The sequence below is a fragment of the Pseudonocardia kunmingensis genome (genome assembly GCF_006716445.1).
GTDB lineage: Bacteria > Actinomycetota > Actinomycetes > Mycobacteriales > Pseudonocardiaceae > Pseudonocardia > Pseudonocardia kunmingensis.
Genome location: NZ_VFPA01000005.1, coordinates 557,353 through 580,379, shown reverse-complemented (window position 1 = coordinate 580,379; position 23,027 = coordinate 557,353). Strand labels below are relative to the sequence as shown.

Here is a 23,027-nt window from a genome sequence, read left to right as displayed (position 1 = left end):
TCCCGATCGGCCGGTCCGCGGCGCGACCGACGTGACCGGCGCATCCTCCTGGTTAGTGTGTCGCCCATGGCCAGCACGAGGGAGTGGTTCGAGTCGGTCGCCGAGGCGCAGCGCCGGGCGCGCAAGCGGCTGCCGAGGTCGGTGTACCTGGCGCTGGTGGCGGGGTCGGAGCGCGGGCTCACCCTCGCCGACAACGTCGACGCGTTCGACGAGATCGGGTTCCGCCCGCACGTCGCCGACCTCCCGCGCGAGCGCGCGCAGGCCACCACCGTGCTCGGCCAGGACATCTCCTTCCCGGTGGTCATCTCGCCGACCGGCGTGCAGGCCGTGCACCCGGAGGGGGAGGTGGCGGTCGCGCGCGCGGCGGCCGCGGCGGGCACCGCGATGGGGTTGAGCTCGTTCGCGAGCAAGCCGGTGGAGGAGGTCGTCGCGGCCAACCCGGCGACGTTCTTCCAGACCTACTGGGTCGGCAGCCGGGACCGGATCCTGGCGCGCACCGAGCGTGCCCGGGCGGCGGGGGCGAAGGCGCTGATCGTCACGCTCGACTGGACCTTCGCCACCAGGCGGGACTGGGGCAGCCCGCCGATCCCGGAGCGGCTCGACCTCAAGGCGCTGCTGCGCTTCGCGCCCGAGGGCCTGCTGCGCCCGCGTTACCTGCTCGACTGGGCCCGCAGCGGCGCGCTGCCCGACCTGACCACGCCGAACCTCGCGACGGCCGGTGAGCGGGCGCCCACGTTCTTCGGCGCCTACGGCGAGTGGATGCAGACCCCGCTGCCCACCTGGGAGGACATCGCCTGGCTGCGCGAGCAGTGGGGCGGGCCGTTCGCGGTGAAGGGGATCATGCACCCGGACGACGCGCGCCGCGCCGTCGACGCCGGGGCCACCGCGATCTCGGTGTCCAACCACGGCGGCAACAACCTCGACGGCACGCCGGCCTCGATCCGGGCGCTCCCGGCCGTCGTCGCGGCCGTCGGCGACCAGGTGGAGGTCCTGCTCGACGGCGGCGTGCGCCGCGGCAGCGACGTGGTGAAGGCGCTCGCGCTGGGCGCGCGGGCCGTGCTGATCGGCCGGGCCTACCTGTGGGGCATGGCGGCGAACGGCGAGGCCGGGGTGGCGAACGTGCTGCAGATCCTGCGCAGCGGGATCGACGAGTCCCTGCTGGGCCTGGGTCGCGCCTCGATCCACGACCTGGTGCCGGAGGACCTGATCGTCCCGGAAGGCTTCACGCGCGCGCTGGGGTGAGCCCTCCCGAGCTGCGTCACTCGTGGTCGTGGTGCGCGACCGACACGGCCTTGCTGTGGGCGACCAGGCGCTCGTAGTCGACGGCGATCCCGGACAGCAGGGCCTCGACCGCCCGCGTGACCTCGTTCGCGCTCAGGGGGGCGTGCCCGAACAGGGCGCGGTGGTGCACGAGTGACGAGAGCATGTCCAGCACCAGGTCGCGGTCGACGTCCGCGCGCAGGTCGCCTCGGGCGACCGCCGTGTCGAGCATCCGGGCGACGGCGGCCCGCGGCGGGTCGAAGAGCGTGGTGAAGAACGCGTCGCGCAGCTCGGGCACGGCCACGCAGTCGGCGAACAGCGCGGCCGGCACGCCGGGCCGGATGCGCCGGTAGGCGGCCACGAAGACGCCGATCCCCTCGTCGAGGTCGCAGAGCGTGCAGCCGGTGTCCGGCGCGGCCGACTCGCCCAGCCGGGACGCCAGTGCGGCGAGGGCGAGGTGCTGGCGGGTGGGCCAGCGCCGGTAGATCGCGGGCTTGGTGGCCCCGGCCCGGCGCGCCACCTCCTCGATCGTGAGCCGTGCGTACCCGGCCTCGTCGAGCACGTCGAGCGTCGCCTCCAGGACGGCGGAGTCGATCTGCGGGTTCCGGGGTCGACCGGCCATGACGGCCAGCCTATACTTCTATTACGTTCCGGTCCGTAACGTAACTAAGGAGGAAGCCATGGCCGCACCCGACGCGCCACCCGTCCGAGCCGGGCGTCGCGAGTGGACCGCTCTCGCCACGCTGGTGCTCCCGACCCTGATCGTCGCGATGGACCTCGTGGTCCTCATCCTCGCGACACCCGCGCTGACCGCGGCCCTGCGCCCGACCGGCACGCAGCTGTTGTGGATCACCGACGTCTACGGCTTCCTCATCGCCGGGTCGCTCGTCACCATGGGCACCCTCGGCGACCGGATCGGCAGGCGGCGGTTGCTGCTGGCCGGGGCCGCCGCGTTCGGGCTGGCGAGCCTGTTCGCCGCGTTCGCGCCGACCCCCGAGCTGCTGATCCTCGCCCGGGCGCTGCTCGGGATCGCGGGCGCCACCCTGATGCCGTCCACGCTCTCGCTGCTGCGCAGCCTGTTCGCCGACCCCGCGCAGCGCACCGTCGCGATCGGGCTGTGGGTCACGACGTTCTCGGCCGGCACCGTGGTCGGTCCGCTCGTCGCGGGCGTGCTCCTGCAACACTTCTGGTGGGGCTCGGTGTTCCTGATCAACCTGCCGGTGATGGCGCTGCTGCTGCTGGTCGGCCCGCGGCTGCTGCCCGAGGTCCGCGACCCGGCGCCGGGTCGGTTCGACCTCCCCGGCGCGGCCCTCTCGGTCGTCGCCGTGCTCGCCGTGATCTACGGCGTGAAGCGGACGGCCGAGAGCGGTGCCGACGCCACCGCGCTGCTCGCGGTCCTCGCGGGCGTGGTGGTCGGGGCCGTGTTCGCCCGCCGCCAGCTGCGGATCGCGCACCCGCTGATCGACCTGCGGCTGTTCCGCTCCGCGCCGTTCGCCACCTCCGTGGCGGTGAACATCCTGATCGGCGTGACCATGGCCGGGATCTTCCTGTTCGTCGCCCAGTACCTGCAGCTGGTCATCGGGATGAGCCCGCTGGTGGCCGGGCTGTGGCTGATCCCGCCCACCGCCGGGATCATCGCGGCGTCGATGCTGGCCACCGTGCTGGTGCGCCGGATGCCGGCGGCGCACCTCGTCGGTGGCGGGCTCGCCGTCGCCGCGGCCGGGCTGGCCGTGCTCGCGCAGGTCGGTACGGGAGCGGACCTGGCGGTCGTGGTCACCGGCACCGTGCTGCTCGGGATCGGGGCCGGGCCGGCGTCGACGCTGAGCGTGGACCTGATCGTCGGGTCCGCGCCACCGGAGCGGGCCGGGGCGGCGTCGGCCGTCTCCGAGACCGGCAACGAGCTGGGCAACGCGCTGGGCATCGCGCTGCTGGGCAGCATCGGGGTGGCCGTCTACCGCGGCACCATGGCCGACGGGCTCCCGGCCGGTGCCGCGGGGCTGCTGGCGCCCGCGGATGCGGCGGCGGCCGCCGACACGCTCGCCGGCGCCCACGACGCCGCCGCGGGGCTCCCGGCGGGGCCGGCTGCCGAGCTGGTCGACGCGGCGACCGCGGCGTTCGTGGGCGGGATGGCGCTCAGCGCCTGGACCGGGGCGGCCCTCGCCGGGATCGCCGCCCTCGCCGCACCGGTCCTCTTGCGCCGGGCTCCGCGGTAGCGGCCTAAGCTCGGTCCGGACCGCAACGGGGGATGCGGACGTCGCGGTGGGGGAGGGTTCCGTTCGTGATGCAGATCGGCGAGGTCGCGGCGAGGGTGGGGCTCTCGCTGCGGACCATCCGGCATTGGGACGAGATGGGCCTCGTCGTGCCCTCCGAGCGCTCCGCGGGCGGTTTCCGGCTCTACACCGAGGCCGACATCGAGCGGCTCGCACTGGTCAAGACCCTGAAGCCGCTCGACTTCAGCCTGGAGCAGATGCGCGACCTGCTGGACACGATCGACGGGCTGGAGTCCGACCCCGGATCCGACGCCGGGCGCACGGGCGAGCTGCTCGGGCGCCTCGCGATGTACCGGGCGGCCACCGACAGCCGCGTCGAGGCACTGCGCGCCCAGGTGCAGGGGCTCGAGATGCTCTCCCGGGAGCTGCGCAGGCTCGCGAACGCGCGCAACCGCTGAGCGGGGGGCCGCGGACCGCGGCCCCCGCTCAGCGGCCCATGGCCCGGGTCAGCACCTGGAAGGCCGGGGTCGGCACCTCCGGCGCGAGCTCGACGGCGCAGGTGCGGGCCAGCACGTCGAGGGTCGCCGGGCAGGAGTCGGGGCCGTAGTCGACCTCGCGGTGGGCCCATGCGTGCGGGTCGAGCCGGGGGTGGTGGGCGCGCTTGGCGAGCACCGGCTGCCAGTTCGCGTAGACGTGCCGGCCGCTGTCGAGCAGCCGCCGCGCCCCGCGCAGCGCGCCGAACGCCCGCGCCTGCGCCGGGTCGTCGAAGGTCAGGGCCAGCCCGACGGCGGCGTCCGGGTCGTGGTGCGGGGCGACGGTGACGCCGGACCACGAGCTCCCCGCGACCCGGTCGAGCACCCGGCGCCTGCGGTCGCGACGGCGCGCCAGCTGGGCGTCGATGCGGGCGAGCTGGGGGCGCAGCACCGCGGCCGACAGCTCCGGCATCCGGTGGTTGACCCCGGGGAACAGCGCCTCGGTCTCGATCCAGCCCGGCCGCTCGTAGCTTCCGACGTCGTGGTGCATGGCGGCGCGGGCGTGGATGCGCCGGTCGTTCGTCAGCACGGCGCCGCCCTCGCCGGAGGTGATGTTCTTGTGCTGGTTGAAGCTGAACGCGCCGGCGTGCCCGATCGAGCCGACGCGGCGGCCGCGGTGGGTCACGCCGATGGCCTGGCAGGCGTCCTCGATGACGACCAGGTCGTGGTCGGCGGCCACCTTCATGATCGCGTCCATGTCGCAGACGAGGTTCAGCATGTGCACCGGGATCACGGCGCGCGTGTGCGGCGTGATCTTGCGCGCGAGGTCGGCGGCGTCCATCGTCAGGCTCTCGTCGATCTCGACCAGCACCGGCACGGCCCCGACCGCCAGCGGGGCCGCCGCGGTGGCCACCCAGGTGAACGCGGGCACCAGCACCTCGTCACCCGGCCCGATCCCGGCGCCGACGAGTGCCCCGATGAGCGCGCTCGTGCCGCTGTTGACGGCCAGTGCGTGCTCCACCCCGATCGTGGTGCGCAGGTCGCGCTCGAACCGCGCCGTCTCCGAGCTGCCGGACCCGCCGTAGCGCGCCAGGTCGCCCTTGGCCAGCACCCGCACGGCCGCGGCCATCTCCCGGACTCGCATCACCCCAGTGTGCAAGCACGGGCGCCGACCCCGCGATCCGGGCAGCACTACCCTCGGGCGGCGTGCTGATCGATGCGCGCGGCCTCGCGCCGGGGAGCCGGGTGTCGGCCGAGGTCTGTGTGATCGGGACGGGTCCGGCGGGCGCCACCGTGGCCGCCGAGCTGGCCGTCCGCGGGGTCGACGTCCTCGTCCTCGAAGGCGGCGCCGCCCGCTACACCGGCGATCACGTGGACACCTACCGCGCCGCCGAGGGGTCCGAGGCCCACGATCCGGCCGAGGCCGTGCGGCAGAAGCGCCTCGGGGGCACGAGCCTCGTGTGGGGCGGGCGCTGCGCCCCGCTCGACCCGCTCGACCACGCGCCGCGGGAGTGGGCGGGCGCGCCCGGCTGGCCGGTGTCCGCCGACGAGCTCGCCCCGCACCTGCGCCGCGCCCAGGGGCACCTGCAGGCGGGCGAGTACGACTACACCGCACGGGCCGCGGGCCTCCCGCGCGCGGCGGTGCCCCCGTCGGCGACCCTCGACGTGGAGCGGCTGTGGCGGTGGAGCCCGCCCACGGCGTTCGACGGGCGGATGCGCACGCTGGCGCGCGCCCGCAACGTCCGGCTGCTGGTGGAGGCCACCGTCGTGCGGCTGGAGCGCGACCCGGTGGGCGGCGCGGTCACGGAGGCGGTGGTCGTGCCGCGGCCCGGCGCCGAGATCACCGTGGCGGCGGAGACGTTCGTGCTGGCCGCGGGCGGGCTGGAGTCCGCGCGGATCCTGCTCGCCTCCGACGCGCAGACGCCCGCGGGCCTGGGCAACGAGCACGACCAGGTCGGGCGCTACTACATGACCCACCCGGTCGGCGAGGTCGGCACCGTCGTGGTCGGCGACCGGGGCCGCGCGCTCGGGCTGGGCTACCGGCGCACCCGCGACGGCGTCTACGCGCGCCGCATGCTCGCGCTCGCGCCCGCGGTGCAGGAGCGGCACGGGCTGGGCAACCTCAAGGCCGCCCTGTGGTTCGCCGACCCCATGGACCCCGGCCACCGCGACGGGCTGCTCTCGACGTTCTCGCTCACCTACTACGCGCTGCACCGGGCCCGGATGGGTTTCAAGGCCGCGGGCACCCACGCCCGCTACGCGGACACGACGGGGTTGGGCGCGCACGTGGGCAACGTCGTCCGCGACTGGCCGCGCGTCGCCCGGTTCGCCGGGTCCTGGGCGCTGCCGCGGGTCACCGGCGGGCGGATCCTGCCCTCGTTCATGCCGCTGGACGGCGCGACCTGCCGGCTGCGGTTCGACGCCGAGCAGACCCCCGAGCCGCACAACCGCGTCACGCTCTCCCGCGAGCGCGACGCGCTGGGCCAGCGGCGTGTGGAGATCCACTACCGGGTGTCGGACGGCGACCGGGACCGGATCCGGCGCAGCATGGAGCTGATCGGCGCGGAGTTCGCGCGCCTCGGGCTGGGCACGGTCGACGTGGCCGACGCCGAGCGCATCGCGGACATGCCCTTCACCGACGGCACGCACCAGATGGGGCTGCTGCGGATGGCCGACTCGCCCCGGGCCGGCGTCGTCGACCGGGACTGCCGGGTGCACGGCTGCGCCAACCTGTTCGTCGCCGGCAGCGCGGTCTTCCCGACGGCGGGAGCGGTCGGGCCGACACTGGCGATCGTCGCGCTCGCCGTCCGGGTGGCCGAGCGCGTGGCGGCCGACCGAGCACGGGTCCCCGCCCCGTAGGCTGGGGTCCTGATGTCAGAGGTCCATTCAGCGGTCCAGCCAGCGGTCCAGCCAGCGGCCCACGCGGAGCCGGCGGGCGTGCCGGCGCAGGCGCGCAGGCGCCGCACGTTCGCCGTGATCAGCCACCCCGACGCCGGCAAGTCGACGCTCACCGAGGCGCTCGCGCTCTACGCCGAGGTGATCGACGAGGCCGGTGCGGTGCACGGGAAGTCCGGCCGCCGCGGCGTCACGTCGGACTGGATGGAGATGGAGCGCAAGCGCGGCATCTCGATCACGTCCGCGGTGCTGCAGTTCGCCTACCGCGACTGCGTGGTCAACCTGCTCGACACCCCCGGCCACGGCGACTTCTCCGAGGACACCTACCGGGTGCTCGCCGCCGTCGACGCCGCGGTGATGCTGCTGGACGCGGCGAAGGGCCTCGAGCCGCAGACGCTCAAGCTGTTCGACGTCTGCCGCGCCCGCGGCATCCCGGTGCTCACGTTCGTCAACAAGTGGGACCGGCCCGGCCGGGAGGCCCTCGAGCTGCTCGACGAGGTAGAGCAGACGATCGGCCTGCGCCCGATGCCGCTGACGTGGCCGGTGGGGATCGCGGGCGAGCTGCGCGGTCTGGTCGAGTGCGCCACGGGCGAGTTCACCCGCTTCACCCGCACCGCAGGGGGCGCCACCCGCGCCGAGGCGCAGCTGGTGCCCGAGGCGGAGGTCGCTGCGGCCGAGCCGGAGTTCTGGCCCGCGGCGCAGGACGAGCTGGCGCTGCTGCGCGAGATCGGCGCCGAGTACGACGAGAAGGACTTCCTCGCCGGCACCGCCACCCCGGTGCTGTTCGGCGCCGCGCTCACCGGTGTCGGGGTCCGGCGGCTGCTCGACGCGCTGGTCGACCTCGCGCCCGCCCCCGAGCCGCGCGACGACGCCGACGGCAACCCGCGCCCGCTGGAGGCGCCGCTGTCGGGGCTGGTGTTCAAGGTGCAGGCCGGCATGGACCGCGCCCACCGCGACCGGATGGCGTTCGTGCGGATCTGCTCGGGCCGGTTCGAGCGCGGCATGGTGCTCACCCACGCCGCCACCGGGCGCCCGTTCGCCACGAAGTATGCGCAGGCGGTGTTCGGCCAGCAGCGCACCACCGTGGAGGAGGCGTTCCCGGGCGACATCGTCGGCCTGGTCAACGCCGGCGCGCTGCGTCCCGGCGACACCCTCTACGCCGCCGACCCGGTGCACTTCCCGGCGATCCCGAGCTTCGCGCCCGAGCACTTCGCCGTGGTGCGCGCCGCCGACACCGGCGCGTTCAAGCAGTTCCGGCGCGGGATCGAGCAGCTCGACAGCGAGGGCGTGATCCAGGTGCTCGTCTCGGACCTGCGCGGCGACCAGGCCCCCGTGCTCGCCGCGGTGGGGCCGCTGCAGTTCGAGGTGGTGACCTCCCGGCTGGAGTCGGAGTTCCGCGCGCCCGTGACGCTCGAGCCCCTCGGCTACACGGTCACCCGCCGCACCGACGAGGCCGGCGCCGCGCTGCTCGCCGGCCAGAGCGAGGTGGAGGTCCTCACCCGCCGCGCCGACGGCGCGCTGCTCGCGGTGTTCAGCAACAAGTGGCGGATGGAGACGATCCGCCGCAAGTTCGACGACCTGGTCCTGGAACCGCTACCCGCAGGCGTAACGCGCTGACTCCGTCCCACAGCGCACCTACCAGCGACCGCCGCTTCCACAGCGCCGCCTCGAGGTCGGGCGGAGCGGCGCTGCGGACGCCGGCGATCAGGGGCGTGCACGACGCCACCTGCGCGTGCAGCCCGCACACCCGCCGGGCCACGGCGAGCGCGTCCGCCGCGGGCTCGACCAGCAGCTGCCGCCGCGCCCGCCACCGCACCACCTGCCGCCAGGTCACCGACATCGCACCGCACCGCGGCGCGGTGCCACGGTGCAGTCGGAGGGTCCGCTGCAGACGGTCGCCGTTTGGTCCTGCGGCGCCGCGAGCCGCACGTCAGGGTCCTCGCGACCGCGCTCGTGCGCTTCTCGCCGGGTTGATTGCCAGGAGTGGTGTGAGGGCGTCAGATCTGTCGCTCTGACACCTCTTCTGCTGATCAGGGCCGGTCGCGCGTTCCGCGGAACGCGCCTGTGCGGACCCGGTCGACGTCATGGGTCTCCGGCCTCGGTCGCAGATTCATGGTGGTCGATGTGGCGGTGGGTTCTCCTGTGGGCGGGCCGTTCCCGGCTCGCGACCGCTGCCGCCCGCCCTGGCCCGGTCCTCGGCGCAGTCGGCCGGTTCCCCTGCCCCCGCCCGTCGGCGAGATGGTCGGGTTGGGCCAAGTACCGAATATTGTGGTCGGCCGGGCGGCCGTCCCCGACCTGGCCCAGGCCTGTTCGGGACGAGAGCGTCCCTGCTGGGTGGGTGCGCACCTGGCGGTGGTCCCGTTCCACCACTTGCGCATGATCACCGGACTGGTCCGCGGCCCATCCAGGCGCCCTTGACCGGCGGAAACGGGACATGTGTTGCGCGGGTGCGGCTCGGGTACCTGCTTCATTGATCAAGATGGTGTCGAAGGGGTTCTTGAACGGGACCACAGCCGGTTGAGTGGCACCCGGCGGGGACGGGCTCGTCGTGGACCGGCCGGGGCCCGGTCGGGGACGGCCGCCAGAGCGACCACGTCACCCGGTAGTTGTGCCAACCGGGCCACTGTCGACGCCGGGGGCGGGCACGGCGCCGGGGCGACTGCGAGTGACGGCTCGGCGCGGGGCGGGGCAGTTCGCCTCGAGCCGGGAACGGCGCGCCCACCGCAACCCGCGCCGCGGGGCAGGAACCCCCGGGAAGGCGGCCGCGGTGCTCGCGCACCCCTTGTCCGCGCACGCACCTCGATTCGCCCCACGCCACCCGTCGACGGGGTGCGTCGCGGCAGACGGGGGGCGTGAGCCCAGACGGGGGGCGTGGGCGCAGACGGGGTGCGTGGGCTCGGGCACCGGAATCGGCCGCTGCCCGACCCGCGTGAACGTGCGTGGCCGCCGCTCTAGCGGGGCTTGTGCCTCACGAGGGAGCCCTACTGCTCTCCTGGGGCGTGGGAAACAGCAATGTGGCTCCAAGGTGCGGGTGGGGGGCCGGACGTGAAGTCGTCGGGACGGATCGGGGTGCGGGGTAGGGCCAGGCCTGTCGCGTCGCGGAGGGCGTTCAGGATCGCTGGCGTGGAGGACAGTGTCGGGGGCTCGCCGACCCCGTTGAGGCCGTAGGGCGAGTCGGGGTGGGGGTACTCGAAGATCTCGATCGGCATCGGGGGCACGTCGAGGATCGTCGGGATGAGGTAGTCGGTGAACGAGGGGTTGCGCACCCGCCCCTGGTCGTCGACGAGGATCTCCTCCATCAGGGCCAGGCCGAGGCCCTGGGCGTTGCCGCCCTCGATCTGGCCCTCCACGGCGATCGGGTTCATCGCCCGGCCGACGTCCTGCGCGGTGGCGAGCTCCACCACCTTCACCAGGCCCAGCTCGACGTCGACGTCCACCACGGCGCGGTGGGCCGCGAACGCGAACGCGATGTGGGCGTCGCCCTGCCCGGTCTCCGGGTCGATGCCCTGCGTCGGGCGGTGGTGGTAGGTGAAGGTCTGCTCGACGGTGGTGTCGCCGACGAGCGCGGCCACCGTGGCCACCGGCGCGCCGGTGCGGTCCACCACGTGGCCGTCGCGCAGCGCAAGGGCGCTCGGCGACAGTCCGGTGGCGCTCGCGGCGCGGCGCAGGAGCTCCCGCGCCACCGCGCGGCACGCGCCCTGCACCGCGCCCCCGGACATCCACGTCATCCGCGACGCGGACGCGGACCCGGCGTCACCGATCCGCGTGTCCGCCGGCAGCACCACCACGCGTGACACCCCGAGCTCGGTGTGCGCGATCTGCGCCTGGACGGTGGTGACACCCTGCCCGCACTCGGCCGCCGCCGTGTGCACCGAGACGGACGGCTCCCCGCCGACGACGGTGAGCGACACCCGCGCGGTCGACGTGTCGTCGACGCCGCCGGAGTAGCCGATGGCCTTCACGCCGACGGCGTAGCCGACCCCGCGGCGCACGCCCTCGCCGTCGGTGGTGTTGCCGACGCCACCGGGAAGGTCACGCAGGTCCCGCTCGCCGTCCGGGGCCGGCGGGAGCGGCCGGTCGCGCAGGCTCGCCAGCAGCTCGCGCACCGGAGCCGGGCCGTCCACCGCCTGCCCGGTCGGCAGCACGGTGCCGGTCGTCATGGCGTTGCGCATGCGCAGCTCGAGGGGGTCCGTGCCCAGCGCCCGGGCGAGCTCGTCCATGTTGGACTCACAGCCGTACGTGGACTGCACGGCGCCGAACCCGCGCATCGCCCCGCACGGGGGGTTGTTGGTGAACACGGCGACGCCGTCGATCTCGGCGTGCGGCACGGCGTAGGCGCCGGCGACGAAGTAGGCGGCGTTGGCGATCACCACGGGCGAGGTCGAGGTGTAGGCGCCGCCGTCGAGCAGCAGGTGCGCCTTCACGTAGACGAGCGTGCCGTCCCGGCGTGCGCCGTGCTCGTAGCGCATCCGGGCCGGGTGCCGGTGCACGTGGCCGAAGAACGACTCGTAGCGGTTGTAGACCATCCGCACCGGCCTGCCCAGGCGCAGGGCGAGCATGCAGGCGTGCACGTGCACGGACAGGTCCTCGCGGCCGCCGAAGGCGCCCCCGACCCCGGCGAGCGTGAGCCGGACCTTCTCGGGAGGCAGACCGAGGCACGGCGCGATCTGCTCGAGGTCCTTGTGCAGCCACTGCGAGGACACGTACAGCTCGACGCCGCCGTCCTCGGCGGGGACGGCGAGGCCGGACTCCGGGCCGAGGAAGGCCTGGTCCTGCATCCCGACCTCGTACTCCCCGGTGACGACCACCTCCGCCTGCTCGCGCGCCAGCGCCATGTCGCCGTGGCGGATCTTCACGTGCCGGACGAGGTTGCCGTCCGGGTGGACGCCCCGGGTGCCGGTGTCGAGCGCCGTGGTGGGGTCGGTGACCGGGGTCAGGAGCTCGTACTCGACGCGCACCAGCTTCGCGGCCCGGCGCGCGGCCTCCGCGTCGTCGGCGGCCACGAGCGCGACGGGCTCGCCCTGGTAACGCACCTCGTCGACGGCGAGCACGGGCTGGTCGGCCACCTTCATGCCGTAGGTCGCGGCTCCCGGGACGTCCTCGTGCGTCAGCACGGCGTGCACGCCCGGGCGGGCGAGCGCCGCGGAGACGTCGATCGAGCGGATGCGGGCCGCCGCGTGCGGGCTGCGCACGGTCGTGGCGAACACCGTGCCGTCGAGCCAGAGGTCGGAGGAGTAGGCGAACTGGCCGGTCACCTTCAGGGTGCCGTCCGGGCGCGGGGCACTGCGGCCGACGGCGCCGGCCTGCCGGGTCTCGGCCCCGTTGGTCAACGGGCTCATCGCACGGCCTCGCTGGCGCTCGGCCGGCCCATCGGGGAACAACGCAGCGCGTGGGCGCTGTGCTGATGATTCGCTCGCTGACGCTCGCTCACTGCGACTCCTCGAGGTGCGACGGGGGGACACCGAGGCGACCCACCCCCCTCCCGGCTGCGACGCAGCCCATTCCCGGGCGGAAGCTCTCGCGGTGGTCAACACGTGTAGATGACCGGAGTCAACTCGTGTAGATGCGGCGCTGTCAAGGGACCGATAGCCTGCTCCCGTGGTGACCCGGGACGACGTCGCGCGCCGTGCGGGCACGTCCCCTGCGGTCGTCAGCTACGTCGTCAACGACGGCCCGCGCCCGGTCGCCGCGGCGACGAGGGCCCGCGTCGAGGCCGCGATGGTGGAGCTGGGCTACCGGCCGAACCTCGTGGCGAGGGCGCTGCGGTCCGCGCGCAGCCGCACGATCGGGCTCGTGGTGCCCGACAGCACGGAGGCGTTCTTCACCGAGCTCGTGCACGCCGTCGAGCGGGCCGCCCACGCCGAGGGCGTGCTCGTGCTGCTCGGCAACTCCGGATTCTCCCGCCGCCAGGAGCAGCGCTACGTGCAGGCGCTCGCCGGGATGCAGGTCGACGGCCTGCTGCTCGTGCAGGCCGAGGTCGCCGATCCCGTGCCGCCGCTCGATCTCCCCGGCGTCCCGCTGGTGTACCTCAACCACCGCGCGCCCCGTGGTGTCGCGGCCCCGTCGGTCGTGCTGGCCAACCGCCGCGGCGGGGGACTGGCCGCCGAGCACCTCCTGGCACACGGCCACCGCCGGATCGGCTGCCTGACCGGCGACGCGCGCTCCGGCCCGGTCGCCGACCGGGCCCGCGGCTGCGCCGCGGCACTGCACCGGGCCGGGCTCGAGCCGGGGGCCGTGCTGCGCACCGGGCTGGACCGCCACACCACCCGGGCGCAGGTCCGCGACTGGCTCGCGGGGCCGGACCGGCCGGAGGCGGTCGTGGCCACAGCCGACGGCCTGGCGGTGGACGTGCTGAGCGTCGCCCAGGAGCTGTGGATCCGGGTGCCGGACGACCTGGCCGTGACGGGTTTCGGTGCCACCGCGGCGGGCGCCCACACCTGGCCGCCGCTCAGCACCGTCGGGCATCCGCTGGAGGACGTGGGACGGGCCGCCGTGGCGACGCTGGCCGCCGTCCGGCAGGGGGCGGAGCCGGTGCCGGACCGCGTGCTGGACGTCGCGTTCGTGGCGCGTCGCAGCTGCGGGTGTCGACCCCGACCGGACGAACGGCACATTCGTCGGCTAGGAAGCGACGAAAGTGCCGTTCGTTCGTCAGGCGGAGCGAACGGACAGCGCTGAGCGGTATCCTCCGCCCGTCCAGCCGAGTTGATCGAGGTCCGTCATGTCCGTGCCCCGCGCGCTCGACCGGTTGGAGCAGGGCGGGCAGCTGGCCGAGCGCACCTACGAGGCGGTCAAGTCGGCCATCCTGGTCAACCGGCTGCCTCCGGGCACCCCGCTGAGCGTCCCCGAGCTCGCGCGCCAGCTCGGGGTGAGCCGCAGCCCCGTCCGCGAGGCCGTGCAGCGGCTGATCTACGACGGGCTCGCCACGCACGCCCCGAACCGGGGCGCGGAGGTCAGCCGCGTCGACATCGACGACCTGCGGCAGCTCTACCTGGTGCGGGAGCAGCTCGAAGGGCTCGCGGCCCGGCTGGCCACCGAGCACCTCGACGCCGACTCGCTGGCCGGCCTGCGTGAGATCCTCGCCGAGCACGAGGCGGCGCTCGCGACGTCGTCGGGGGAGGACATCCTGGCGCACATCGACCTCGACCGGCGCTTCCACCGCACGTTGCGCGAGCTCGCCGCCAACCCGCACCTCACGGCGGCCCTGGAACCGATGGCCGGGCGCTCGCACTTCGCCCTGCACTCGCTGTGGCGCAGCCCCGACGCGCCGCGACTCGCGCTGGACGAGCACCGGCAGATCGTCGAGGCGATGGTGGCGGGCGACCCGGAGCTGGCCGCCGAAGCGGCCCGGCGGCACATCGCCCGCCTGCGCACCCGCCTGTCGCAGGCCAAACCGCTGAGCCCGGACCCGGTTGGGCGCCGCCGTCGTACGAACGGCCCGTCCGTCCGATAGAGCGGGACGGACGGGCCGTTCGTGCGGTGCGGGCCGCCGGGTCAGCGCGCGGCCGCCGCCTCCGCCCAGGCCGACGGGGTGTAGCCGGAGTACGCGTCGGCGTGCGTGTTCGCCGCCGAGGCCTGCACCACCTCGCCGCGCAGGTAGGCCTCGGCCTCGGCGACGTCCTTCGGCGGCGGGGTGGGCGCCAGGCCCAGCAGCTTCGCCATGTTGTTGCCGAGGTAGCCCTCGAGGTCGTCCTCGGAGAGCGCGAGGCCCTGCGGGGGCTCGTGGCAGAGCACCTCCAGCTCGCGGGCCCACATCCACGGCTCGTTCGGCGGCGAGTCCGTGCCGAACACGAGGTCGCTCTTCTTCATCTCCTTGGCGAACTCCACGATCCGCGACTGCAGCAGCCAACCGGACTCGCCGATCACGTTGGGCGTGTCCTGGATCATCCAGAACGCCTCGAAGCAGTACACGCCGCCGGTCTGGATGCCGAAGTGGCCGATGATGAACGTGACGTCCGGGAACTCGCGGATGATCGGGTAGAACTGCGTGGGGATCGAGTAGGGCCCGTCGCCGGTGTGCAGCAGCACGATCACGCCGAGCTCGTCGCACACCCGCAGGGCCGGCCGCAGCCAGTCCAGCGCCCGGTCCGGGCGGTAGGAGTGCATGTTGGCGTGCAGCTTCATCATCTTGTAGCCGTGCTCCTTCACGTGGAAGGCCAGCTCGGCCGCGCCGTTCTCGGGCCCGAAGCGCGGGTTGTAGATGAAGTTGCCGACGAACCGGTCGGGGTAGGCCTGCACCAGCGACGTGACGTAGGCCTGGTAGTCGCGGATGCCCTCGCGGCCGGTCCGGTTGCCCTCGCGCCACTGGGTGTTGCCGGGCGGGGGCATGATGCAGGAGACGTCGACGCGGCGCGGCTTGCCGTTGATCGGGAACGGGCCGTCCATCATCGCGAGCGTGCGCTCGCCGGTGAACGGTGTGCCGGTGTGGCGCCACGCCTCGTCGACCAGGTCGGTCGGGTGCACGTGCGTATCGATGATCACGAGAGGCTCCTCGGGCATCTGGTCGTCGGACTTCCCCGGCCGCGACTCATCGCACCTACGGGCCGCCGCGTCGTCCGCGGCTCGCCCGATTCGACCACCGCCCGGTGCACGTGTCAACGATCTGCATGTAATTTGCGGCGGTCCGGTCCGGCCGCGATCCCGGAAGCGCCCGGGTCCCGGAGCGGGATCGGATCGGCGGTCCTGTGACGTGCAGGTTCGCGACGCGTTCTTGACACCCGCCGCCGAGTGTCGTTACATGCGTTCACGCCGGTGACCTCCCTTCCGGGTTAAACCGTTCGGCGCCCCACCGCCCCCTCACGGGGCGGCGCAGGAGTGCGCTACGGGAATCAGGGCGGTCGCACCGCCCGGGAAGCGGGCGTGATGACCGACGGGATCACCGGGCCGACGACCGTGCACTGCGACCTCCTCCTCACCGGGGGAGCCGTCGTGACCGTCGACGACGACCGCACCGTCCACGACTCCGGCGCGGTCGCGGTCCGCGGCGACCGCATCGTCGCGGTCGGCCCGGACGCGCGGATGGCGCACTGGCGCGCGGAGACCGTGGTCGACTGCCGCGGCAAGGCGGTGCTCCCGGGCTTCGTCGACGGCCACAACCACCTCTACCAGGCACTGGCCCGCGGACTGGGCGAAGGCATGTCGATCGTGCCGTGGCTGTGCGGGTTCATGTGGCCGTACTCGATCGCGATCACCGGCGCGGAGGCCGTGGCGGGCGCCCGGCTCGGAGCGGTGGAGGCCCTGCGGTCCGGGATCACGACGGTGGTCGACAACCACTACGCCCCGAGCGATCTCGCCACCACCCTCGCCGTGGCCGACGTGATCGAGCAGGCCGGGCTGCGCGGCGCGGTCGCCCGCGGCGTGGTCGGGCAGCCCAGCGAGATCGCCCGCAGGCGCGGCCAGCCCGAGGAGCTGTTCCGGTACTCGGCCGCGGACGAGCTCGCGATCACCCGGGAGGCGGTGGGGCAGCGCCCGCCCGGGTCGAGGGTCGAGGTCTGGCCGGCCCCGCTGAACCTCACCTACGTCGACCAGCACCTGCTGCGGGCCGCGATCGAGCTGGCCCGCGAGCTCGGCACCCGCTGGCACACGCACTGCTGCGAGGGCAGCGGCGACCCGGCGAGCTACCGCGAGGCCTACGGCGCGACGCCCGTCCAGTGGCTCGCGGCCGAGGGCCTGCTCGACGGGCGCGCGACGCTCGCGCACGCGGTCTGGCTCGACGACAAGGACGTCGATCTGATCGGCGAGGCCGGGGCGGGCGTCGCGCACAACCCCACCTCGAACGCCTACCTGGCCTCGGGCACCCTGCGGCTGCGCGACCTGCGGGACCGGGGCGTCGCCGTCGCCCTCGGCACCGACGGCCCGAGCTGCGGGCACCGGCAGGACGCCTTCGAGTGCATGAAGCAGGCGGTCTTCGCCCAGCGGCTCGCCACGCTCGACCCGACGAGCGCCCGCGCCGAGGACGCCATCGAGCTGGCCACCCGGGACGGTGCGCGCTACGCCGGTGTCGACGCCGGCGTGCTGGAGCCCGGGCGGCTGGCCGACATCGTCGTCGTCGACCTCGACCGGCCCCACCTGCGCCCGCTGCACCGCGTCGTGAGCCAGCTCGTGTACTCCGCCCGTGGCGGCGACGTGCACATGACCATCGCGGGCGGCGAGATCGTCTACGCCGACGGCCGGTGCCTGCGCCTCGACGAGGACGAGGTCATGGCCGACGCCCAGCGCCACGCCGACGCCCTGCTCGCGCGGGCGGGCATGGCCGGCCTGCGCACCCCCTGGATCTCCTGACCCAGTCCACGACCGCCGGCGTTCCAATGGAGGAACGATGCGCTTCCGTGCCCGATCCACCGCCCGCACGTCTGCTGCGAACCCCCACCCCGTCGACGCGGTCCCGCCGATCCGGCAGCTCGTGCCGCTGGGACTGCAGCACGTCCTCGTCGCCTACTCCGGGATGGTCACCACGCCCCTGCTGATCGGGCTCGGGCTCGGGCTGCCGACCGACCGGATCGCCCTGCTCGTGAGCGCGAACGTGCTGGTGAGCGGGGTGGCGACGCTCCTGCAGACCATCGGCGTGCTGAACATCGGAGCCCGGCTGCCGATGGTCATGGGCTCGACGTTCACCGGGATAGCGCCCGCGATCACCGTCGGCGCGGAGGGCGGGCTGGGCGCGGTGTTCGGTGCCACCATCGTCGCCGGCCTCGTCGGCTGGCTGGTGGCGCCGTGGTTCTCCCGGCTGCTGCCGTTCTTCCCGCCGATCGTCACCGGCACGATCATCGCCATCATCGGCTTCTCCCTGCTGCCGAAGACGTCGAACCTCATCGCGGGATCCGATCCCACCGCCCCCGGGTACGGGTCGGCCGACAAGCTGCTGCTGGCCCTGGGGACGATCGGGTTGGTGCTGGCGATCGAGCGGTTCGGGCCCGCGGCCCTGCGCCGGTTCGGCATCCTGATCGCGCTGCTGGTCGGCACCGTCGTGGCGGTCCCGCTCGGCATGGCCGACTTCTCGGCGGTGGCCGAGGCCGACGTGTTCGGCATGGTCACGCCGTTCGCGTTCGGGCCGCCGACGTTCCTGCTCGCCGCGATCGTGCCGATGCTGATCGTCCAGGCCGTCAACATGGTCGAGACCACCGGCCACACGCTCGCGATCGGCGAGATCACCGACCGCCGGATCGACCAGCGGACGATGGCGGGTGCGCTGCGCGCCGACGGCGTCTCGGCCGCGCTGGCGGGTGTGTTCAACTCGTTCACGATCGTGACGTTCGGCAACAACGTCGGGGTCGTGAGCATCACCCGGGTCGTGAGCCGCTTCGTCGTGGCCACCGCGGGCGTGATCCTCATCGTCATGGGCCTGATGCCCCAGCTCGGGGCGGTCATCGCGTCCCTGCCCGGCCCGGTGCTGGGCGGCGTCGGGGTGGTCATGTTCGGCACGGTGGGCGTGATCGGCCTGAAGATCGCCGCCCAGGCGGACCTGGGCAACGCGCGCAACATGATGATCGTGGCGATCTCCTTCGGCTTCGGGATGATGCCCGGCGGCGCCCCGGAGTTCTACGCAGGCCTGCCCGCCTCGGTGGAGACCGTGCTCGGCAGCGGCATCGCCGCGGGCGGCCTCTGCGCGATCGCGCTCAACCTGCTGCTGAACCACCGGCGGCCGAAGGAGCACACGTGCCCGGCCCCCGTGGGCGAGCCCTGTACGTGTTCGTGACCCCCCGCTCCCGATGACCGACGAGGTGAGGGATCCCATGGCTCAGCACGACGCACACTCCTCCGCCACTCCCGGGTCCGGCGCGTCCGCGGTCGACGAGCGCCTTCCGGTGGGCCCGACCGTCCTGCTGGGCCTCCAGCACGTGCTGGTGATGTACGCCGGCGTCGTGGTCGTGCCGATCGTCGTCGGCGCGGGCCTCGGCCTCTCCGGGGAGCAGATCGCCGCGCTGGTCAGCATCGACCTGGTGCTGGCCGGCATCGGCACCCTGCTGCAGGCTCTGGGCCTGTGGCGCTTCGGCATCCGGATGCCGCTCGTGGTCGGTGCCGCGTCGAACGGCATCGTGCCGATGATCCTCATCGGGCAGAGCCACGGCCTCGGCACCGTCTACGGCTCGCTGCTGGTGGCCGGGATCGTCTGGATCCTGGTCGCCCCGTACTTCAGCAGGGTCCTCGCGTTCTTCCCGCCGGTGGTCACCGGCACCGTGATCGCGCTGATCGGGTTGACCCTGATCCCGGTGGGCCTCGAGCTCATCGCGGGCGACCCGGGCGAGGCAGGCCACGGCGACCTCGGCAGGCTCGGCCTGGCGGCGTTCACGGTCGCGCTGATGGTGGTGTTCTACCGCTTCCTGCGCGGCCTGCTCGGCCAGCTGTCGATCCTGCTCGCCATCGTCCTCGGCGCGGTCACCGGATGGGTCGCCGGGTTCGGGGACCTGAGCGCGGTCGGCGCGGGACCGGTGGTCGGCATGGTCGCCCCGTTCCACTTCGGCGCGCTGGCCTTCCACGTCCCGTCGATCCTCCTGGTGCTGATCATCGTCTTCGTCCTCATGGTCGAGGGGTCGGGGCAGGGCCTCGCGGTCGGTGAGGTCGTCGGCAAGCCGGTCGGGCCCCGCGACATCGCGGCCCTGCTCCGGGTGGACGGCCTGCTGACGGCCGTCAGCGGGGTGTTCAGCGGTTTCGTCTACACCACGTTCGGGCAGAACATCGGGCTGATCGCGCTGACCGGGGTGCGCAGCCGCTACCCGGTGGCCGTCGGCGGCGTGATCCTGATCGTGCTCGGTGTCGTCCAGCCGGTCGGCCGGGTGGTCGCCGCGATCCCGGAACCGGTGGTCGGCGCGGCAGCGCTCGTGACGTTCGGCGCGCTGGCCGTCTCGGGGATCCAGCTGCTGTCACGGGTGGACTTCTCCGCGCCCGGCAACCTGCTGATCGTGATGCTCGCCCTCGGGCTCGGGCTGGTGCCGGCGACCGTGCCGGAGTTCTTCGCGCAGATGCCCGAGGTCCTGCAGACGGTCCTGCACAGCGGCGTGGCCATCGGCACGATCGTCGCCGTCGGGCTCAACCTGGTCTTCCACGTGCGGGCCCGCTCCCGGGACGCCGAGGGGGCCCGGCCGGCATGACCAGGTTCTCGCCCGCCCGGCCCCGCCTGGTCGTCGGGATCACCGGCGCCAGCGCCCCGCACCTGGGCATCCACCTGCTGCGGTGCCTGCGCGACCTCGGCACCGTCGAGACCCACCTGGTGATCTCGCAGGCCGCGCACCGCACCATCGAGCTCGAGACGACCATGTGCCCGTCCGAGGTGGCCGCGCTCGCCGACGTCGTGCACCGCAGGGGCGACATCGCCGCGTCGATCGCCTCCGGCTCGTTCCCGACGCTGGGCATGGCCGTGGCGCCATGCTCGATGAGGACCCTCGCCGGCATCGCCCACGGCTACGGCGACGACCTGCTCACGCGCGCCGCCGACGTCTGCCTCAAGGAGCGCCGCCCGCTGGTCCTCGTGGCCCGCGAGACGCCGCTCAGCCTCGTGCACCTGCGCAACATGGTGGCGGTGACCGAGGCAGGCGCGACGGTGCTGCCGCCGATGCCCGCGTTCTACCAGCGGCCGTCCTCCGTCGAGGACGTGCTCGCCCACCTGTCCGGAAAGGTGCTCGACCAGTTCGGGATCGAGCACGACGTCTACCCGCGTTGGCACGGCCCCGTCCCCCCGCGCCCCGGGATCACGGTGCAGCCCGTGGAAGGAGCGGTGTCATGACCCAGGATCCCCACGAGTTCCTCGCGTCCTACCTCGCCGACCATCCCGACGACGTCCTCGTCGTCGACGACGCCGTGTCCGCCGACGAGGGCGTCACGGGGCTGATCTACGAGCTCACGGCCGCGGGGCGCGACGAGATGGTGCTGTGCCGCAAGGTCGACGGGCTGGACGTCCCGGTGCTCAGCAACGTGTTCGCCTCACGGCGGCGCATCGCGCGGTTGCTCGGCTGCACGCCGGAGCGGCTGCACGCGACCTACCAGGAGCGCACCGCGACGCCGCTGCCGCCGCGGGTGGTGGACGACGGCCCGGTGTGCGAGGTGGTGCGGCGCGGCGACGAGGTCGACCTCGCCACGGTGCCGATGCTGCGCCACTTCGCCTCGGACCGGGCGCCCTACGTCACGAGCGGGATCATCGTCGCGGAAGACCCGGACTCGGGGGTGGGCAACCTGAGCTACCACCGCTCGATGGTGCACTCGCGCACCGAGCTCGCCACGAGCCTGCACTCCCGCGGGGACCTGTGGCGGATGCTCGGCCGCTACGCCGAGCGCGGCGAGCCGATGCCGGTGGCGATGGTGATCGGCGGGCACCCGCTGTTCATGCTCGCCGCCTCCGCCCGGGTCGGCTACGACGTGGACGAGCGGGCGCTGGCCGGTGCGCTGTTCGGCGAACCGCTCGAGGTGGTGCGCACCCCCCGGCACGGGATCGGCGTGCCCGCGTGGGCCGACATCGTCCTCGAGGGCACCGTCGACCCGGCCGCGCGGGCGGAGGAGGGCCCGTTCGGCGAGTTCTCCGGCTACTCGTCGAACCGGTCGACGAACAACGTGCTGCGCGTCGACACGATCCTGCGCCGCGCCGAGCCGCTGCTGATCGACGTCGAGGGCGGCAACACGGCCGAGCACCTCAACCTCGCCCGGATCCCGCGCGAGGCCGAGATGGCCGCGCAGCTCATGGCGCGCTTCCCCGACGTCACCGCGTTGCACTACCCGACGTCGGGCACCCACTTCCACTGCTACGTGGCGCTGCGGCAGCGCCGGCCCGGGCAGGCGCGGCAGGTCATGCTGGGCCTGCTCGGCTGGGACCCCTACCTCAAGACCGTGATCGCCGTGGACGAGGACGTCGACGTCACCGACGACGCCGAGGTCCTCTGGGCGCTCGCCACGCACTTCCAGCCCCATCGCGATCTGTTCGTCGTCGACGGCCTGCCCGGCTCGCCGCTGGATCCCTCGTCGGGCAGCGACGGCACCACGTCGCGGATGGGCCTGGACGCCACCCGCGGCCCGGACTTCCACGGCGACCGCATCGTCGTCTCCGACCACGCCCGCGCCGCCGCGCGGCGGCTGCTCGCTCCCACCGGAGGAACCGCATGATCCCCGTCACCGTCCTGACCGGCTTCCTCGGCTCGGGCAAGACCACGTTGGTCAACCACATCCTCACCGCGAACCACGGCCACCGGATCGCAGTGATCGAGAACGAGTTCGGCGAGATCGGGATCGACAACGACCTCGTCATCGGCGGGGACGAGAAGATCATCGAGATGAGCAACGGCTGCTGCCTGTGCTGCACCGCCCGCACCGACCTCATCGAGATCCTGCGTTCGCTGCTGGAGCGGCGCGAGCGGTTCGACCGGATCCTCATCGAGACCTCCGGCATGGCCGACCCGAACCCGGTGGCCCAGACGTTCTTCGTCGACGACGAGATCGCCCGCCACTTCCAGCTGGACGCGATCGTGACACTGGTGGATGCCCAGCACGTCGGCCGCCACCTCGACGAGGTGGACCCCGACGGCGTCGGCGACCACGTGGTCGACCAGATCGCGTTCGCCGACCGGCTCGTGGTCAACAAGGTCGACCTGGTCACGCCCGGCGAGCTGCAGGCCGTGCAGCGGCGGCTGCGCGGCATCAACGCCACCGCGGAGGTGCTGACGTCCAGCCACGCGCGGGTCGACCTGTCCCGGATCCTCGGGATCGCCGCCTTCGACCTGAACCGCGAGCTGCAGAACCGCCCCGGCTGGCTCGACGAGCCCGAGCACCTGCACGACCCGGCGCTGGACTCGGTGGGCATCGAGGTCGGCGGCGAGCTGGACCGCGTGGCGTTCGAGGGGTGGCTGCGGCGGCTCGTCGACGCGCGCGGCGACGACTTCTACCGGTTCAAGGGCATGATCGCGGTGTCCGGCGACGAGCGCCGGCTCGTCGTCCAGGGGGTGCACCGGCTCTACGACGTGCAGCCGGGCGCGCCGTGGGGCAGCGACCCGCGCCGCAGCCGGATGGTGGTCATCGGGCGCGGGCTCGACCGCGAGGAGCTGACCCGCGGGCTGGCGGCCTGCGCGCCCGCCGGGGCGGCGCCGTGACCCGGATCGGCATGATCACCCGTCCTCGAACACCGGTTCCCTGATCACGCGCGCGACGGCTGCGGGGGGACGGCGCAGGCTCCGTTCGCGCAGATCTCGAAGGCCGGGTCCTTCGTCGCCCAGCC

General features: G+C 73.8%; 17 protein-coding genes. 13 read left to right on the top strand and 4 right to left on the bottom strand.

Going from position 1 to position 23,027, the window contains the following annotated elements:
- Positions 1-66 precede the first annotated feature (66 nt).
- Complete coding sequence (mftD, locus tag FB558_RS36285; RefSeq protein WP_142061635.1) at positions 67-1,242, top strand: pre-mycofactocin synthase MftD; 1,176 nt, start codon at positions 67-69, stop codon at positions 1,240-1,242.
- Between the two features lie 16 nt (positions 1,243-1,258).
- On the opposite strand, the gene FB558_RS36280 is transcribed toward mftD, so the two are convergent.
- The gene (locus FB558_RS36280; RefSeq protein WP_142061632.1) at positions 1,259-1,882 is read right to left on the bottom strand and encodes a TetR/AcrR family transcriptional regulator; all 624 of its coding nucleotides are present in this window, start codon (positions 1,880-1,882) and stop codon (positions 1,259-1,261) included.
- Positions 1,883-1,940: 58 nt separating this feature from the next.
- On the opposite strand from FB558_RS36280, the gene FB558_RS36275 reads away from it, so the two are divergent.
- Positions 1,941-3,473, top strand: a complete 1,533-nt coding sequence (locus FB558_RS36275; protein ID WP_142061629.1) for an MFS transporter — start codon at positions 1,941-1,943, stop codon at positions 3,471-3,473.
- Between the two features lie 68 nt (positions 3,474-3,541).
- Entirely contained in the window at positions 3,542-3,928 is a 387-nt protein-coding gene (locus FB558_RS36270; protein WP_142062078.1) for a MerR family transcriptional regulator, read from the top strand.
- Between the two features lie 28 nt (positions 3,929-3,956).
- Here FB558_RS36270 and FB558_RS36265 read toward each other — a convergent pair whose 3' ends face one another.
- Positions 3,957-5,087 carry a DegT/DnrJ/EryC1/StrS family aminotransferase gene (locus tag FB558_RS36265; protein WP_246107009.1) on the bottom strand — a complete coding sequence of 377 codons (1,131 nt, stop codon included), beginning with the start codon at positions 5,085-5,087 and terminating at the stop codon, positions 3,957-3,959.
- Between the two features lie 62 nt (positions 5,088-5,149).
- Here FB558_RS36265 and FB558_RS36260 point away from each other — a divergent pair, with 62 nt between their 5' ends.
- Positions 5,150-6,802: a GMC oxidoreductase gene (locus FB558_RS36260; protein WP_142061626.1), complete on the top strand. Its 1,653-nt coding sequence runs from the start codon at positions 5,150-5,152 to the stop codon at positions 6,800-6,802.
- Between the two features lie 12 nt (positions 6,803-6,814).
- Positions 6,815-8,455 carry a peptide chain release factor 3 gene (locus tag FB558_RS36255; protein WP_142061623.1) on the top strand — a complete coding sequence of 547 codons (1,641 nt, stop codon included), beginning with the start codon at positions 6,815-6,817 and terminating at the stop codon, positions 8,453-8,455.
- Between the two features lie 1,364 nt (positions 8,456-9,819).
- Here the strand turns inward: FB558_RS36255 and pucD are convergent.
- On the bottom strand, positions 9,820-12,177 hold the full coding sequence (gene pucD, locus FB558_RS36250) for a xanthine dehydrogenase subunit D (protein WP_142061620.1): 2,358 nt from the start codon (positions 12,175-12,177) through the stop codon (positions 9,820-9,822).
- 259 nt (positions 12,178-12,436) lie between these two features.
- Here pucD and FB558_RS36245 point away from each other — a divergent pair, with 259 nt between their 5' ends.
- Together FB558_RS36245 and FB558_RS36240 are read left to right on the top strand one after the other, a co-directional pair.
- Positions 12,437-13,513: a LacI family DNA-binding transcriptional regulator gene (locus FB558_RS36245; RefSeq protein ID WP_142061617.1), complete on the top strand. Its 1,077-nt coding sequence runs from the start codon at positions 12,437-12,439 to the stop codon at positions 13,511-13,513.
- A gap of 43 nt (positions 13,514-13,556) precedes the next feature.
- Positions 13,557-14,288: a GntR family transcriptional regulator gene (locus FB558_RS36240; protein ID WP_142061614.1), complete on the top strand. Its 732-nt coding sequence runs from the start codon at positions 13,557-13,559 to the stop codon at positions 14,286-14,288.
- 41 nt (positions 14,289-14,329) lie between these two features.
- Here FB558_RS36240 and FB558_RS36235 read toward each other — a convergent pair whose 3' ends face one another.
- Positions 14,330-15,316 carry an amidohydrolase family protein gene (locus FB558_RS36235; protein WP_142061611.1) on the bottom strand — a complete coding sequence of 329 codons (987 nt, stop codon included), beginning with the start codon at positions 15,314-15,316 and terminating at the stop codon, positions 14,330-14,332.
- Positions 15,317-15,697: 381 nt separating this feature from the next.
- Here FB558_RS36235 and FB558_RS36230 point away from each other — a divergent pair, with 381 nt between their 5' ends.
- Genes FB558_RS36230 through FB558_RS36205 form a run of 6 tightly spaced genes read left to right on the top strand, consistent with a single transcriptional unit; the run spans position 15,698 to position 22,902 of the window.
- Positions 15,698-17,116, top strand: a complete 1,419-nt coding sequence (locus tag FB558_RS36230; RefSeq protein WP_142061608.1) for an amidohydrolase family protein — start codon at positions 15,698-15,700, stop codon at positions 17,114-17,116.
- A 37-nt stretch (positions 17,117-17,153) separates the two neighbouring features.
- Complete coding sequence (locus FB558_RS36225; RefSeq protein ID WP_142061606.1) at positions 17,154-18,530, top strand: nucleobase:cation symporter-2 family protein; 1,377 nt, start codon at positions 17,154-17,156, stop codon at positions 18,528-18,530.
- A 37-nt stretch (positions 18,531-18,567) separates the two neighbouring features.
- Positions 18,568-19,923 carry a nucleobase:cation symporter-2 family protein gene (locus tag FB558_RS36220; RefSeq protein WP_170231703.1) on the top strand — a complete coding sequence of 452 codons (1,356 nt, stop codon included), beginning with the start codon at positions 18,568-18,570 and terminating at the stop codon, positions 19,921-19,923.
- The gene (locus FB558_RS36215; RefSeq protein WP_142061600.1) at positions 19,920-20,555 is read left to right on the top strand and encodes a UbiX family flavin prenyltransferase; all 636 of its coding nucleotides are present in this window, start codon (positions 19,920-19,922) and stop codon (positions 20,553-20,555) included. Before FB558_RS36220 ends, FB558_RS36215 begins: the two co-directional genes overlap by 4 nt.
- On the top strand, positions 20,552-21,922 hold the full coding sequence (locus tag FB558_RS36210; RefSeq protein ID WP_142061597.1) for a UbiD family decarboxylase: 1,371 nt from the start codon (positions 20,552-20,554) through the stop codon (positions 21,920-21,922). Before FB558_RS36215 ends, FB558_RS36210 begins: the two co-directional genes overlap by 4 nt.
- Complete coding sequence (locus tag FB558_RS36205; protein ID WP_142061593.1) at positions 21,919-22,902, top strand: CobW family GTP-binding protein; 984 nt, start codon at positions 21,919-21,921, stop codon at positions 22,900-22,902. Before FB558_RS36210 ends, FB558_RS36205 begins: the two co-directional genes overlap by 4 nt.
- Positions 22,903-23,027 lie beyond the last annotated feature (125 nt).